This window comes from Blautia sp. JLR.GB0024 (assembly GCF_037000545.1).
Lineage (GTDB): Bacteria > Bacillota > Clostridia > Lachnospirales > Lachnospiraceae > Blautia > Blautia celeris.
Map to the genome: position 1 here is coordinate 57,597 of NZ_JBANBF010000015.1, position 16,282 is coordinate 73,878.

Here is a 16,282-nt window from a genome sequence, read left to right on the forward strand (position 1 = left end):
TGGCAATATATAAGAAGGGAAAAGGTTCTCCCGTTTTTCTTATCTATAAGCCATGCACTCCAGCCAAGCGTATGGCTTATTTATAATATTATTTTTCTATCCCCGCTATAAACATCAGCGGAATCGAGGCTACGCAGCAAACAGCCATCACTGCAAACCCCAAAGAGTAGGAACCGGACAGAACCTGCATTTTTCCTACGAAACTTGGACAAAAGGATGCTGTCAGACTTACCAGACTGACAATAGAATAATTCATAGAGAAGTATTCATCCCCATAAAATCTCCGAATCACACACGGAAGTGATGCCCCCTGAAAACCATATCCAAATAGAAGCAAACATGACGCAACAACCAAAAGCCATGTCGCATGACTGTTCAGCGCAAACACTGCCAGAGATGCGGATACTGCATAAATAAGGCAAATAACCCGAAGCACAAACCTGATACTAAACTTATCAAACATCCGCCCGGCCAAAGGTCTCGCAACTCCGTTACATAAACTCATAGCGCTTACAACATAAGCAGCCGCCACTGCTGACATCCCCATCTCACTTTGCAGAGCCGGAGCCACATGATTCAAATATCCAAGTGCAGACATGACCAAAAAATTCGCGCCCAGAAAATATACATAAAATTTTACAGAATGCAGCATTTCGCTGGTAGTATAATTTTTCATTTCCTGATCAGCAATTGTCGTCTGTATCTCCGGCAGTTCAGCAAGTTCCGCTGTATTCGGTTCTTTCATAAAAAAGCTGCCAAGTAGAAATACTACAAAATCCAAAATTCCAAAAGTCAAGAACGTCGTCTTTGGTCCAAAAGAGACCAGAAGCCACTGGCATATGGGACTTAAAATACTAGTGGACAACGCATAACCCATCAGAAGAAGACCCGTGACCATCCCTTTCTTATCCGGGAACCATAGGGGAATTACAGATACAATAGTGTTATAGATCATACCGATACCAAGGCCTGCAAGCACACCATAGGTCACATAGAGCACCGAAATACTACTGGTAAAAGCAGTTGCCACAAGCCCTCCGCCAACCAATAAGGAGGCAATCATGGATATTTTAGAAAACCCGATTTTTTTCGCTAATATTCCTGCCAGGAGACTTCCTCCGGAAAAACCAACCATGAGAATCGTAAATGCCAGTGAAGTCTGCATTCTGGTCCATCCATAAGCATTTTCCAACGGACCGACAAATATTGACCATGCGTAGGCAATTCCCAATAGAAGCAAAATAACAAAATTCAGTACCAGATAAACATATCGTCTTGTAGATACATTTTTCATAAAATTTTCCCCTATTATATTGAGAAACGGCAGCAAGCTTGTTATCCTGCTGCCGCACCCTGTATATTATGAAGTTACTGTAAAAGACTAGATATTTAGAGTAGAGCCTTCTCCTTCCTTGAAATCAGTACGAAAACTATAATCTTTATATTTCTCTACCTCTATGATTCGATTTTTCAGTGCACCACTTACAGCTTTGTAGGCATCAGAACCCATCACATAGCGCTGGGGAGTATCCTCCCTGTCAAGCAGTTCTATTAACACGTTACCAATGGCATCCGGATCACCAAGCTGGTTGGTCTTATGTGATCCAAGTTTCGGATCCCTTGTCCATGCAGTCTCTGCATAATCACTGATCTTATGCTCACTTCCCTTCAGGTTGTTCTCCTTATAAAAACTGGTCCTAAAAGCCCCCGGCTCCACGATCATAACCTTGATGCCAAGTGGACTTACCTCTTTATAAAGTCCCTCACTGATATACTCCAAAGCCGCCTTGCTTGCTGCATAATAGCCAGAGCCCACTGCAGAACGTACTGCTGCAATGGAAGTGATGTTAATTATCGCACCACTACGTCTTTCTCTCATTCCCGGAAGCACTTTTTTTATCAATTCCACAGGTCCGAATGTGTTGGTCTCAAACAGCTCATAGACAGCCTCCTTATCGCCCTCTTCCACAGATGAACGGTACCCATAGCCTGCATTATTGACCAAAACATCAATCTTACCAAATTTGGCAACCGCCGCATCAAATGCTGCATCAATGCTTTCCTGACTACACACATCCAATGCAATCCCCAAAGCAGTCTCCGGATATTTATCACAGATTTCTTTCATCTTTTCCGCGCTCCTCGCAGTAATGACCGCCTGCTCACCCTTCGCGAGCACAGCCTTTGCAATACCTGCTCCCATTCCGCTGGAGCATCCTGTGATCAACCATGTCCTCATATATCTTTTCCTCCTGACATATTATCTATCTGACAATTTTATCTCTGTTTGGAAATATCTTTATTCATAATATTTGCAATCATATTTTCCTGCTGGCCAATTTCAAATTCCGTCATAGCTTTCCATTTATGAATCTTTTGACATTTAGGACAAGGACGATCTTCATTCATTTTTTTTATTATCGCATCTGCCTCTTCCCTGGTTCTGCAGGTTAACGGTTCCTTATATCCACATTCCACGACCGTGCTGTACACGATTGCGCCCTCGTCGTGGAATTTTGGCCAGAAATAAGAGCACCTGGCATAAAACTCCATATTTTCTTTCATCACGCATGCCCTCCTCTGGCCCGAATCTCCTTGATACGCTCATTATACTTATCAAGGCCTAACTCTAATAATTTCTCTCTTGTCGGGATTCCATTTTCATCCCAGCCTACAAGCTTATAATAACGGTCAAGGAGTTTTTCGAAACGAACCGGATCAATTTTGGTCCCTGTTGTCCAATCTCCATCCCTTGCATCATGGCAATGGATGATCTGCATGTCATCCTTCTTGCATCTTCCCACTTCCAAAACATTGTAGCAGCGCTCCATGTTCCAGATCTTCTCTGCACGGGCAAACAGACTTTCATTATCGTATTCCACGCCAGTGACCGCAGTAAGAAGTTTCGCCATCATCTCCCAATCACCTTTATATCCACGGTCTTCTCTCTTCGGAGCGAGCGTCTGAGGATAGACCGTATCACAAAATACTCCGGATCCTAAGATAATTCCGTACAACTCCATCGTTCGGGAGACATATTCTTTCTGTGCATAAGCCATGTCATGATAAGTTTCCTCGTCCATGGACTCTTTCCATGCCGGGTCCGGATCAATCGTTCCATCTGCACCATAATACTCCTTCGCCAACTCCGGCAGACGTAAAAATGGTTCTCTTCTTCCGCAAAAATCCGGATATTTGTGACCCTGATCAGACATGGGATCCCTTGTCCCTACTGCTGCCATCAGTGCACAGGATATCCAGTATGGATATTTCAGCGCAAACCAGCCGCCGGTTCCGAGAGAATGGTTACACATACCCTGTACTGCATGATCGCTGTACTTGCGATAGATGCCGCCCATCTCTTCGCCGCATCTGGCCATTCCTTCTGCCAATTGATTGCCGAATCCGCGTCTGTAGACATACATTTCAATAATACGAGGAAACAAGGTGGGATCGTCCACATCCCAATGCACGCCTGTCAATTTATCCATATCTACACCGGCACACTCCAGTTCAGTCAGCCACATGAACAAGGACACGACTTCCCAGGAATTCAAACCATAGTTGTTGATCATATAAGCACATTCTGCACCACGACGGAAATCCATGGGCCAACGGTAATTCCTTCCAAGCCCTTTTTCCAGCCATTCCAGTTCCATGGGGCAAAGGGCAGCCCATCCATAGACAAATTTCGCAACACATTTGGAACTATTGGTGGTATCACAGTTCGTCTGATAAGCGCCTTTTGAACCGCGTACAAAGGTATATCCGGCCAGATGGCATGGGATACCACAGCCAGCACAGGCATTTCCCTTCTGGGTAATATAAGAGGCCTCGCCTTTATCAAGAATCTCCTGCGTTATTATTTTTGCTCCTGTAGGAGCAGAACCGATACCCATCGTGCCGGGAAGCGGATCCCTCTGCTTCGGAATAGCTTTCAATCCAAAGCATTCCTCCCTAAGTTTCAGAATTGTATCCAGATCTTGTACCCGTGTTCCCTGATGTCCGTTAAATACAACTGCTTTAATCTTTTTGTCTCCAAATACCGCGCCAAAACCTGCCTGTGCTGCGGCGTTATCGCGGTCACTGAAAACACCTGCAAAGCGCACAAGGTTCTCCCCTGCCGGCCCAATCACACAGGACTCAGTTTCCTGGCCAAATTTTTGTTTCATCATCTTCTGGGTATCCACACTAAGAGCTCCCCAGTAAGGCGTTCCATCATAAAAATGCACCGGTTCCTTCGTGTCATCCGTAACTTCAATCACCACAGGTTCTTTTGATTTATGTTTTAAGATAATACCGTCAACCCCACATTGTTTCATACCCAGATTTGCACGTCCGCCTATAGATGAGCGCGTCCAGTGTTCTGGGTAGCACTGCGGTCCAACACCAAAGAAATATCCGCGGCTGCCGGCCAACACCGGAGTCCCGCAGCAAGGTCCGACCATGTAAATCAAATCATTGTCATCATCATAAGCTCCTACACCCGGGTGTCCATATTCCTCAACTAATTTAGCCGCAATCCCACGGCATCCGATATATTCATCACACAACTCTGATATATCCAGCACTTCAGAGGTTTGAGCCGCCACATCGATCAGCAACATCTTTCCGTTCCATCCATATTCCAATTTCCTGCTCATACCCAACCTCCTATTTTAATGAAACCGCCTGTTTCGGACAGATCTTGATACAGAGTGGACCGTCTTCAAACCCATGACAGAGATCACATTTCACAATCACCTGCTTTTTTCCTATTCGCACGCGTCTGATCAAAGGATTTTTTTCATCTGAAAACGGACAGGCCTTTACACAAAGTCCGCATCCTATGCATAATTCCTTATCCACATATCTCGCCCCTGTGTGCTCATCAAATTTCAAAGCGCCTTTTTTACATACAGCCACACAAGAAGCAGACCTGCACTGCCGGCATACAGCCGCATCAAAATGATAATCCAGCATATCCGCACCAATCTGAATTGCGGAATAATCCGCATTGCATACCCCCTCAAAATGCCGGGCAGAACATGCAAACTCACAGGTCAGGCATCCACCGCATGCCTCTGTATCTACCACAATATGCTTTGATTTTGGCATTGCGCTCAGAGGATGCGGCTTTTCCGTCTTCTCCGTCAACGGTTTTTCTTGCTTTATATCCATATAATAGCCTTTCCTCCTTTTTTCATATGCTTTTTTTCATAACATTCCACATAAATCAATGCTGTTTTTTTCAATTCTCCAGGTGCTATCTTTCCACAAGAAGTACGTGGCCAAGAACTGCTGTCTCCGCATACAATGTATTTTGGTATCTGGAACTTGGACAGATGTCTGAAAATATAGTCAGTAATTTCACTCCTACACTCTTTTGTGTCATTCTCCAAATCTATAAAGGCAACGCCCACCGCACCATATCTCATACTCTCAATCCCAACAGTTTCAACCGCTTTCACCTGCCGGCAACTGCCGATCACATAATTCAGATGCTGCGGTGACACATTCTCACCATTAATTTTATACATGTGATCTTTTCTTCCCTGAAAAGTAAATCGCCCCCGTAGATCCATTTTACCGATATCTCCCGTTGCAAACCAACCATCTTTATCAAAACTCTTTTGATTCGCTTCATCGTTTTTATAATATCCCTTTGTCACAGTGAGTCCACGGCAATATAATTCGCCGGTATGTCCCACCAAAATCTCATTTCCTGTCTCTGCATCCCGAATCTGCATCTCCAAAAGTTTCCCGTCGGGCGCTCCATCTCCGGCACAGCCGCAGTCTTTCCTATACCCTTGATATCCTATCAATTCTTCTGTCGTACAATTTGGAGAAAACATAGTAGTTGTCGAACCACACTCTGTCATTCCATAACCGGTTGTCACATCGCTGATACCCAGCTTTTCCTTGGCCGCATTCCACACCCAGTCAGGACAGGTTGATGCCCAATATCCGGCATGTAAAAAAGGAAACTCTGCATTTTGTTCACCAAGTGCCTCCAGAAGATGGATCATGATGACTGGTACACAGATAATATCGTTAGCCCTGCTCCTCTCTAGTAAATTTAAAATATACTCACCATCAGCCTTTTTATGGGCTAAAACAATACATCCACCTACCCACAGGGCTGCCAAAAGTCCCTCATTGTACGCAAAAATATGATATAAGGGAATCGGAACGAATATCCTTCTCCCCAGCTCCATTCTCCTGGTACGGCATGTTCCAAAAGAAGAGCGAAGCAGTATATCATGCGTTAACATGACCCCTTTAGGAAATGTTGTACTTCCGGATGTATACAGAATATCAGACAGGCATTCGGGAGTTGACACTGCAAAACATTGAGAATCAACTAACTCCTGTCCCATACCAAAGAAATGTGACCATTCAATTATTTTGTTTTCCGTCTGTGTATCCGGCTCTTCTCCATGACAGATTACTATACACTTCACAAATGAAGAGAGCGATTTAAAAGGAATTTTATCAATGGCATGACCAATTACATAGTGACAATCAGACTGCCGTATGATATATGCCTTCTCTTCCATGGACAGTTTCATATTGATTGGCACTTTTACTGCACCAATTTTAGCAAGTGCAAAAGTTAGAAATACAAACTCCGGAGAATTATAAAGCAAAATTGCAACATGCTGCCCGCTCATACCACATGCATAACAACTCTTTGCAAGCCGGTTAACCTCCTGAAGCGACTCAGCATAAGTATACTCACGGTCTTTGTATATCAAAAAAACATGGTCTTGAAAATATATCGCATTTTTTTTAAACCGGGTCCACAGTGTATCTTCTTCCCAATGCGGATACAATCGGTCTAGTTCCATCAAACGTTCTTTCGTTGTTCCGATCATAACATACGCTCCTACTGGATGACATATAAAAGTTCATCTCTCCGAAAAGAACTTCCTGCCTTACAATTTATTTCGCGGACCCGTCCTTCTGCCGATGCACGCAGGTCGCATTCTATCCCTTGATGCCTGATTTTCAGTATAATATCACCTTTTTTCACCTCACTGCCTACCTTGGCCGGTACTTCATCCACACTGCCTTCAAGCATTGCATAATGACGCTCGAAATACTGCTGGTCATAGACATAACGGCTCGGCCGTATTTTTCTGTCAGCCACCGGCACGACTGGAGCTGCCGGCATCCGTACCGGCGGAATCGGCTCTGCAAATGGTCTTGGTTCGGAAAAAGGAACGGGTCCCTGCTGCGCAGTTCCACCCCTGTCATGTGTGGATGATTTATATTTCAGATATATAATAACGCAAACAATGACTGCTATTGATACCAACAGGCCATTCAGCGGAATCTGTACAACCGCCTGGTTCATTAAGAACTCCTCCTTCCTTAAATATCCACATTCACACCCATTCGGCCGAAAATGTCTTTAATCTCATTATCCTTCATGTCCAGCACATCCCGGAGTACGCTTACATTGTGCTCACCAGCTTGTGCTGCAAAAGTCTTCCTCGGCATGTCAAAGTTATTGAACTTAAACGGAGATCCATAAATCTGATATGTACCATTCTTTGAATCCGTAACCGGAATCATACATTCACGATGTCTGAACTGCGGGTCCTCTACCAGCTGCTCGATGGTATTCATTTCACCAAATGGGCATTTTGCACGGGTCAGCTTTTCACGGCATTCTGCCATAGTATAATTTGCAAGCGCCGGATTCACATATTCATCAATCAAGACATCTCTGTTTGCCACACGGGATGCTCCATCCTTAAAGCGCTCATCTTTCGTCAGATCCGGCATATCAAACTCTGCAAAGAAACGTCTGTGCATCTCATCGCCGAACATCTGGAGAATAAATTCTGAGTCCTTACATCTTACCGGTTCTGCAATCGAGTTAGACGGATGGCGGTTTCCAATAGGTCTCCTGATAACTCCGGCATTGACATAATCTGCAATTGCAGCTTCCATCAAGGAAGTATATATATCAAACATGGATGCATCCAGGTAAGTTCCCTCCCCTGTCTTCTCTCTTCGGAGTAATCCCATAGCTACACCGAGAGCCGTCATAATTCCGGTGATCATATCTGACATAGATGGCCCCGCCTTGGTAAATGGACCACCCAGCGGTCCGGTCAGACTCATAAATCCGCTCATAGCCTGGACTACAGTGTCAAATGCGGCACGATCCCGATAAGGTCCATCCTGCCCAAAGCCCGAGATTGACGCATAGACAATATCTGGCTTCACCGCCTTTACCGTTTTATATCCAAGCCCCATCTTTTCCGCTGATCCAGGCTTACCATTCTCCACAAACACATCACACTTTTTGAGCAGCTTATAGGCCAGTTCACGCCCTGCCTCCGTCTTTGCATTTATTTGAACAGACTTTTTCCCACGGTGAATATTTAAATATTCTGTGGATGTCCCATCATAGCCTGGCTTCATTGCACGTACCGGATCCGGACGTGCCGGATTCTCAATATGTATTACCTCCGCACCAAAATCCGCCAAAATAGCTGTACAATACGGCCCGGACTTTGCCACTGTGAAATCAAATACTCTGTAACCTTCTAATGGACGAATTCCCATCTTTTCACTCCCCTTTCCTCCAGTCTCCCTATCTCGGAGAGACGGAATGTTTCTTCTTTCTTTCCGGAATTGGTATGAGTTCCGGGTTCTTATTTCTCAAAAATTCCAGCGCCTTGATCAAACGCATTCTGGTCTCATTCGGTTCAATAATATCATCCGCCCACATGTGTGCACACATAGAATACGGTGTCCTGGCCTCTGTAAATTCATGGACGGCTTCCGCCAAAATTTCATCCGCATGTTGCGGGTCCGCCTTCATCTTGTTTTTCATAATGATCCTGCATGCAGATTCTGGATTCATGATACCATAGTCGAAAGTCGGCCAATAAAGGTTTACATCTAAATTGAATAGGTTATATCCCATAGGCAGACAGGCACCGCCAACGTTTTTCCTGAGGACCACCTGAATTTTCGGAATCGTAGCACGGTAACAGGCCTCCAAAGTTTTTGCACCATGTCTGATGATGCCTCCATGTTCCTGATTTTTTCCAGGCAGAAAACCGGGTGTATCCGTAAGAGTGATCATCGGGATGTTGTAGCAATCCAAAATATCCACAAAACGGGCAAATTTATCGGACGCATCCATGTCAAAGCATCCTGCCTTCACCTCTGTGTTGTTAGCAATAAAACCAACCGTCTCTCCCATCACGCGCGCAAAACAACAGACAATATTCCGTGCCCAGTAAGGCTGATACTCATAAATACTGTTCTCGTCGGCCAGAAGTTCGATCACTTTATGACAGCTGTATGGCTTTTTAGAATCATCCGGAATGATAGTGTCCAACTCCATGATACGGCGTTCAATATCATCCTTGTAAGGGTAAATGGTCGTCTTCTCATTACAGTTTTGCGGCATATAGCTCAGATATTTCTTCACATGCCAGACAGCTTCCTCATCATTGGCTGCCCACTGCTGTGCATTTCCGGAAATCATATTCTCTGTCCAGGCTCCGGCCAGTTCCTCATCATTGACTGTTTCACCGGTAACTGCCTTGATCACATCCGGTCCACAGAGAAAAAATTTACTGGTTTTATCTACGCAGATCATATAGTCATTCAAAATCGGGGCATAAGCAGAACCACCTGCACAGGCTCCCATAATAACTGACACAGTGGGAATATATCCGGAGTTTTTCGCTGCCAGCATGGTACACTTGATCACATCGCGGAAATGAGCCTCCTGAATACGTCCCCCACCACTGTCCCAGAAATAAACACAAGGACAGCCGTTCCTGGCCGCTTCCTCACTGGCATGATTGATTTTCTTGCAGTGATTTTGTCCCATAGTGCCGCCGAGTACGGTGAAATCCTGGGATACTGCATAGGTGAGACGTCCATTTACCTTTCCGTACCCAACCACCACACCGTCACCCGGTGCATATTCCTTATCCAAACCATGCAGATTACAATCCGGCCCGGCAAACATATTATACTCTACAAAGGACCCCTCGTCGAAAAGCAGGCCCAGCCTCTCCCGCGCAGTCAGTTTTCCACGGTCATGCTGCCTTTTGATTTTTTCGTCCCCGCCGCCTTTTATCCATTTTTTTTTCTTCTCAATAAGTTCGAGCAGCTTGCCTTTGTTCGACTCAACCATAAATCATTCCGCTCCTTTTTTATCATCAATGTTTTTTCTATCTAATATAAATTTTACCAAATTCCTGCGTTTTGTAAATTTTATAAAATTAAGTATGTAATAACCTTTACTTATGAATAAATCCTTTTCCATGCCGGATATATACTGTCTGCACCAATATCATACCTATGATCATCAGACACGGGGCCAAGATATATACTGGCAGATAGCTTCCTGCTGCATCCGCTACAATTCCGGGAACCGCACTGAACACCAGAACTGCTCCAAGATATATCAATTGAAAATATTTTCCGGTCCGCATGTATTTTTCGGGAGTTTCCAAATCTCCGGCAATGGACATCATCCCCACCGTTGCAAGAGACGTCCCGTACCCCAGTGTCACGCTCGCCATATATGCAAACACCGTATTGCCACTTTTGCAAAGAACAAGAAAAAACAGTCCGGCAATAATTCCCAGAAAATACACCAGATTCACATAAAAAGCCTGGAAGATATCAACCAGATATCCATACACGCACTTTCCGATGATTAGGAAAAATCCGATTACGGATATTGTCCTGGGGGCAAGCATAGGATGGAATGACAGTTCATGAAAATATACCGATATATGATTGACTTCCGGCTGGGTACTGATTCCCATGAAAAGCATGGACACAAGCAGCATTGCATATTCTCCGGAGGTAAGTCCGGCTCCTTCATTTACAACTTTCCTTTTCTCATTTTCTTCCTCATAACCCCAGGGCATAAGTCCTGCCTCCTCCGGAGACTCTCTGATCGTCAGATAAAGCAGAACTGCAGTTATGGCCATCAGAAGGGCATCTAATCTAAAAGCTGCATACATATCTTTATTTTCGATAACAGATGTCAGGAGCACTGGTAAAATCAGCATTGCCACACCGCTGCCGCTGCCGCTGATTCCTAAAGCCAGTGTGCGGTTCTTTTTAAACCAACGCCGGATGAGCATAGAAGCAGGCAGGATACCGCCCCATCCATAACAGATTCCGGACATTGCCGCCCCAATCATGAATACCGGATATATTCTTGCGGCACTGTAGATGACAAAAGCGATCATTCCAATACAGACATTCCATGTCATACCCCTGCGCAGTCCCATATGTTCGTAATACTGAGAACTAAACGCAATCGCAAGACAGCCAAATATGTTCCTTACGGTAAGAATCATGGATGCCTGCGTATTCGTCAGACCGCTTTCTACCAGATAGGGCTGGAACACGGAAAACGTCCCATTCGTGATTCCCATGCAGCAGGAAATCAGAAGCGTACTCATCAGACATATGATCCAGGGATATATCTTTCTACGCACAATTCTCCTCCAGTCATACAATCTTGTAAAATAATGTAACAGTTCAGACAGGTCTGCGCATTTACTGCGCTGACCGTATGAAAACGTACCGAAGACAGGCATCCAGCCCATCGCAAAGGGATTCTTAATGGCTGGATGCGTAACAGTTCAGCTTGTCTGAACTGTTACAAAATAATATCTGTTTCTTGTATTTTATTTATAAAAATGATAGACTTATTGGTAACTTAAAACGTCAGAGGGGTGGGATGTATCTATGAATTACCAGCAAGTCAAACAATATCTTACAATCGTTAAACATATGAATCTTAGCAAAGCAGCCGAGGAATTATATATTTCCCAGCCGGCCTTAAGCCTTGCACTTGGCCGTCTGGAAAGTGAACTGGATGTACAGCTTTTTTACCGTGAAGGAAAAAAGCTGATCATTTCGCCTGCCGGAGAACATCTGTATCATTACTTTAAAGAACTAAAAGACGCACATGACCGCCTCACCCAGGCGGCTGCAGAATTTCGTCAAAATGAAGGAAACAGCTTTATTACCATCGGTTTTTCTGTCAGCACATTATTTTTTTCTGCACTCTCCATAACCGGAAATTTTGATTCCTTTCAATCTGTTGGCATAAAGAAACTATTTGGTGATGAAGAACAGGTTTTGGCTATTCTAAAAAATGGCATGATTGACTTTGCAGTAACTTGCCCTCCAATCATTGATGATCAAGTCACAAACCAAATCCTGTTTTCAGAACAGTATATCTTAGTGGTTTCCTCTGGTCATCCGTTTGCTTCCCGTAAAAGCATCTCCATTGCAGATCTCAAGAATATTGAATTAACCGGATTAAACCGTTATCAGCCAACACGCCTTCATAATGACCAAATGTTTCAGGAATATCATTTTACCCCAGTCTATGCACATGAACTTGACTATCCTGATTACTATGCTGCAATAAAGGAATGTGCCTACACGGACCACTTTGCCAATCTGATTCCTGAAAGTTTTTTTGAAAAAACCTATGGAAACGGATACGTAGCTATTCCATTCTCTGACGATACCATGATTCGCCGAACTGCTATTTCCTGGCTGACAGAAAAGAAATATAATCTGGAACATAAAGAGCTATTTGATTACATCATCCAGGAAATTCAATCTCAGCGAAAACATCACCAGCAATTTTCAGGCGAAATGTTTTCTATTCATTAATTTTTATAGACCAATCGGAAATAGCGGCCGGAATATCCTCCAGCCGCCATTTTTATGCACAACAAAAAGGGGAAATACTATTCATTTATCACATATTAAAAAATCATCGGCATAATAAAACAATACAGTACACAGAATGCCATGATAATCGCACTGGATATCCACATACAAATCATCATATTTTTGAAATCTTTACTTCGTGCAATACCCATGGGAGCGAGGACTGTTGCGTTAGGGTAGATAATAGAAGTCACATAAGATCCTGCAACCAGAACAATAGACCACAATCCCATACCCAAGCCATTTTGCTGAATCATTGGAAGGAACAGCTCATGGATAATCTGCATCTGGGCAGCCGCGCCGCCGTTAACACCAAATGCACCTACAAAGGTCCCCATTAACATAACCGTTGATTTCGACGGGCTGCTGCCAACCAGACCAACAAACAGATTACTCAGTGCTTCAAAACCGCCTGCTACGTTTACCACATCAACCAGAAGTTGATACAGTACGCAGATAATAAATACCGATATCGTGTTCTTACAGCCGGTATAAAAAGCATCACAGGCTTTGTTAACACCCATTCTTGAAAACACTGCCACAACAACTGCCAAAAACGGAAGAACAAAAATAACAAATGCCATGCCCTGACGGAATGCAATTGCGTAAGCAATACAAAGTGCAAAGGTTACAATAAAAGCTATCGTAGTGATTTTTTCTTTCTGAGTCGGTTTAGCAGTCATATCCTTTTCTGCATCACTCAACTCATATTTTTCTCCATTTGGATCCTTCTTTGCTTTCTTGTCAATCCAAAAACTTAAAATCACCGCAGTGATCAGCATAACAATAAGATACGGACCTGCTCCCCACAACAAATACTGTGGATAACTTAACCCAGTCAGGCTCATTGCCATAATATTCGGAGCAGCAAACGGAGCTAACAGCATGCCTGCAAGTCCGCTAAGGATAAAAGCAACTGTTGCAGCAACCGGTGTAACACCAGTCAAAGCCAGCATCGGAAGCAGCACCGGCATAACAATAGCGGCCGCAGATACACCAGACCCAACGCAGGTAGCCAGGATAAACTGACAAACCATAAGCGTGATCAGTGCCTGTTTCTGCGTCTTGACCCCCAGCTTATTGGCAATCAGCTTACATAGCGTTGCACTGACACCTGCCTCCTTTAATACAATACCCAAACCCGCACCTTCCATGGATAGGAATCCTACCTGACCCAAAACACTGGAAAGAGAAGTTCCCACCTCCTGACCAAATACAGTTGCGCCATTTCCGGTCAAAAGCCAGCCAATCACAATAGAAATCAAAAGTGGGATAACCGGATCAATTCCCTTTTTGAAAGCCAAAATAATGTAAAGAACCATTGGAATCAGTCCAATCAAGGACGGATACTCTTTGATAATTCCCCAAACACCTAGTTCCATAAAGTTTCTCCTTTTTCTTATCAGTATTTACGCTCATTCCCCTTTTTCCCGTAACAATTTTCAGGTCACCAGCATAGAGCCAATAAAACCTTGAATAGCAGCAGCCCTCTTCTCTTCCGGAATAAAAGTGAGCAGAGCAGCCAACTCTTCTACACCTTCCGGAAAATTTAGATTTATAGTCTCAGCAAGTACCTCTTCCGGAATCTTTGCAGCCTCCGCCTGACGCTCCTGGGTGAGTGTACCATAATCAAATAAACCCATGATATACCTCCTTGTCCGATGTGTTCATCACCAACGGAAATTATTTACATATTCACAGACAGCTTCCAGATTTTCACGACGACAGTCATTTCGGAATGCCATCATCTTATCCTGACTTAAGATAAAACCATCACCAAGCTCATTTGCAAGATATTTCACACGATCAACGCACTGTTCCGGTGTTCCGTTTCCTAACAAAGCTGCAGTCATACCACCTGCAAAACAGATATTCGGCAGTTTTTTACGCAGTTCTACTAAATCATCTAGTTCCAGAATCATGATAATATGGCCCTTAGGGTAATCCTGAAAATACTCTGCAAAACGCATGATACTGTTCTCCAAATAGATAACAACCGTCTTGCCCGCCGCCACGATCAGATCCAAATATTCCTTTAAATATGGCCAATAGAAGATGTCCCACTGCTTCTGACTAATCGTTCCATGAGCCAGCATAGCGATCATAAAATCCGCCATGTATAACTGTTCCTTTCCCTCCATCTCGGCAAGCGTCTTCTTCAATCCCGGGATAATTTCATTCTCCTGAATATAATCCAAACAATCCAGCATGTCAGACTTTTTTCTTCGCATGTCAAACGAAATTTCCTTTATACCACGATAATATTTTGGAAATCTCTCAAACGGTACCTGCACAGATCCGCCTGCAACATCAGTATCATATACCCCAAGACAGGCATAATCTTCTACCATCATACGCCCCATGTAACCTGAAAACGCACTCGCTTCCTGCTGTTTGATAAATGCATCCAGAAAATGTCTCTTATCCAAATTAGGGTATTTACGATTGAACATCTTCCAATTCATTTCGGCACGGTGATTCTTATAGTCCGGATATTCATCCTGCCCCATAAGTACATGATCATAAAAGTTTATAGACTCATTTACATCATCAATCATGATATGGCTGCCAGTCCCCATCGCCTGAGATGGAAGGATCAGGTTGCGCGTATTCAGATCCATATGAACATCGAATTTGTATTTCTCCTGAAATTCTCTCTGAATCAGTTCCAGTGTCTCATAACTGGTCATTGCCTCGCTCAATTTTACATGTCTGTCCGAATCAAGAATCTTCCATGTATAAAAGTTACTCAAATGAATAATTCTATCTACATGTTTAAAATTCGTACAGTCACGGACACGCTGAAGATTGTCATGGTACTCCTGACTTAAATTCATTGCTTACCCTCCTGTATTCTGACGGCTTTCATAATCTAAACTGATCAGAAGCCGCTGATATCTTATTATGACACGGCTGCCCACTCTTTGCAGTATTGTACCGTTGTCTGCGGATTATGCGCCCAGGCATCTGCGCCGACAACCTCACAATATTCCGCACTTACTGGTGCACCGCCGATCAGAACATGGCAGTAATCTCTTAATCCCGCCTCCTTTAAGGCTTCTACTGTTGCTTTCATAGAATTGATTGCTAAAGTCAATACACCGCTTAACAATACGATTTTTACATCCGTCTCTTTAACCTTATCTACAATCGTTCCGGGAGCTACATCAATGCCGAGATCGATGACATGAAAACCACCTGCTTCCAACATAGAACGAACAATATTCTTTCCAATGTCATGAAGGTCATTCTGTACTGTACACAGAATCAGCGAGGTCTGAGGACCTTCTTTACCGTCACCAGAAATCAGAGCATCTTTCAAAATACCTACAGCTTGGCTCATCAGATCCCCGGCAAAAATCAGGTCACTCACAAAATATTCGCCCTCTTCAAAATAGCTTCCGACGATATCCATGCCTTTCTGACATGCGTCCATAGCCTCCTGTGCCTGTTTACCCCCCTCTTCCATTACCTGCTCTAAAAGCTCTACTACTGTATCTTCCTCCAGTTCCCCCATAGCCTCAGCGAGTGCTTCCATGCTTACCAT

Annotated in this window: 15 protein-coding genes; 1 reads left to right on the forward strand and 14 read right to left on the reverse strand. The window is 43.9% G+C overall.

Annotated elements, in window-relative coordinates:
• Positions 1-88: 88 nt before the first annotated feature.
• From V8Q34_RS23045 to V8Q34_RS23090, 10 genes are all read right to left on the reverse strand, one after another.
• Positions 89-1,294, reverse strand: coding sequence for an MFS transporter (locus V8Q34_RS23045; protein WP_335836420.1), 1,206 nt, complete (start codon positions 1,292-1,294; stop codon positions 89-91).
• Positions 1,295-1,381: 87 nt separating this feature from the next.
• Complete coding sequence (locus V8Q34_RS23050; RefSeq protein ID WP_335836421.1) at positions 1,382-2,239, reverse strand: SDR family NAD(P)-dependent oxidoreductase; 858 nt, start codon at positions 2,237-2,239, stop codon at positions 1,382-1,384.
• 38 nt (positions 2,240-2,277) lie between these two features.
• Entirely contained in the window at positions 2,278-2,565 is a 288-nt protein-coding gene (locus V8Q34_RS23055) for a hypothetical protein (RefSeq protein WP_054353318.1), read from the reverse strand.
• A complete protein-coding gene (locus V8Q34_RS23060; RefSeq protein ID WP_335836422.1) occupies positions 2,565-4,643 on the reverse strand; it encodes an aldehyde ferredoxin oxidoreductase N-terminal domain-containing protein in 2,079 nt (692 codons plus the stop codon). Before V8Q34_RS23060 ends, V8Q34_RS23055 begins: the two co-directional genes overlap by 1 nt.
• A 10-nt stretch (positions 4,644-4,653) precedes the next feature.
• On the reverse strand, positions 4,654-5,160 hold the full coding sequence (locus V8Q34_RS23065) for a 4Fe-4S dicluster domain-containing protein (protein WP_103732334.1): 507 nt from the start codon (positions 5,158-5,160) through the stop codon (positions 4,654-4,656).
• Entirely contained in the window at positions 5,151-6,857 is a 1,707-nt protein-coding gene (locus tag V8Q34_RS23070; RefSeq protein ID WP_335836423.1) for a class I adenylate-forming enzyme family protein, read from the reverse strand. Before V8Q34_RS23070 ends, V8Q34_RS23065 begins: the two co-directional genes overlap by 10 nt.
• Before the next feature lie 11 nt (positions 6,858-6,868).
• Positions 6,869-7,339: a biotin/lipoyl-containing protein gene (locus V8Q34_RS23075; RefSeq protein WP_103732336.1), complete on the reverse strand. Its 471-nt coding sequence runs from the start codon at positions 7,337-7,339 to the stop codon at positions 6,869-6,871.
• 17 nt (positions 7,340-7,356) lie between these two features.
• A complete protein-coding gene (locus V8Q34_RS23080) occupies positions 7,357-8,562 on the reverse strand; it encodes a CaiB/BaiF CoA transferase family protein (protein WP_103732337.1) in 1,206 nt (401 codons plus the stop codon).
• Between the two features lie 28 nt (positions 8,563-8,590).
• The gene (locus V8Q34_RS23085) at positions 8,591-10,156 is read right to left on the reverse strand and encodes an acyl-CoA carboxylase subunit beta (RefSeq protein ID WP_118593805.1); all 1,566 of its coding nucleotides are present in this window, start codon (positions 10,154-10,156) and stop codon (positions 8,591-8,593) included.
• Between the two features lie 106 nt (positions 10,157-10,262).
• Complete coding sequence (locus V8Q34_RS23090) at positions 10,263-11,480, reverse strand: MFS transporter (RefSeq protein ID WP_335836424.1); 1,218 nt, start codon at positions 11,478-11,480, stop codon at positions 10,263-10,265.
• Between the two features lie 253 nt (positions 11,481-11,733).
• Here V8Q34_RS23090 and V8Q34_RS23095 point away from each other — a divergent pair, with 253 nt between their 5' ends.
• On the forward strand, positions 11,734-12,675 hold the full coding sequence (locus V8Q34_RS23095; protein WP_103732219.1) for a LysR family transcriptional regulator: 942 nt from the start codon (positions 11,734-11,736) through the stop codon (positions 12,673-12,675).
• A gap of 95 nt (positions 12,676-12,770) precedes the next feature.
• Here V8Q34_RS23095 and V8Q34_RS23100 read toward each other — a convergent pair whose 3' ends face one another.
• The 4 genes from V8Q34_RS23100 to V8Q34_RS23115 form a co-directional block, all read right to left on the reverse strand.
• Positions 12,771-14,117: a TRAP transporter large permease subunit gene (locus tag V8Q34_RS23100; RefSeq protein ID WP_103732220.1), complete on the reverse strand. Its 1,347-nt coding sequence runs from the start codon at positions 14,115-14,117 to the stop codon at positions 12,771-12,773.
• A 60-nt stretch (positions 14,118-14,177) separates the two neighbouring features.
• The gene (locus tag V8Q34_RS23105) at positions 14,178-14,378 is read right to left on the reverse strand and encodes a hypothetical protein (RefSeq protein WP_227211034.1); all 201 of its coding nucleotides are present in this window, start codon (positions 14,376-14,378) and stop codon (positions 14,178-14,180) included.
• Positions 14,379-14,405: 27 nt separating this feature from the next.
• Positions 14,406-15,572 (reverse strand): uroporphyrinogen decarboxylase family protein, encoded by a 1,167-nt coding sequence (locus V8Q34_RS23110; RefSeq protein ID WP_103732221.1) that lies wholly within the window; start codon positions 15,570-15,572, stop codon positions 14,406-14,408.
• A gap of 65 nt (positions 15,573-15,637) precedes the next feature.
• On the reverse strand, positions 15,638-16,282 hold the full coding sequence (locus V8Q34_RS23115) for a cobalamin B12-binding domain-containing protein (protein ID WP_103732222.1): 645 nt from the start codon (positions 16,280-16,282) through the stop codon (positions 15,638-15,640).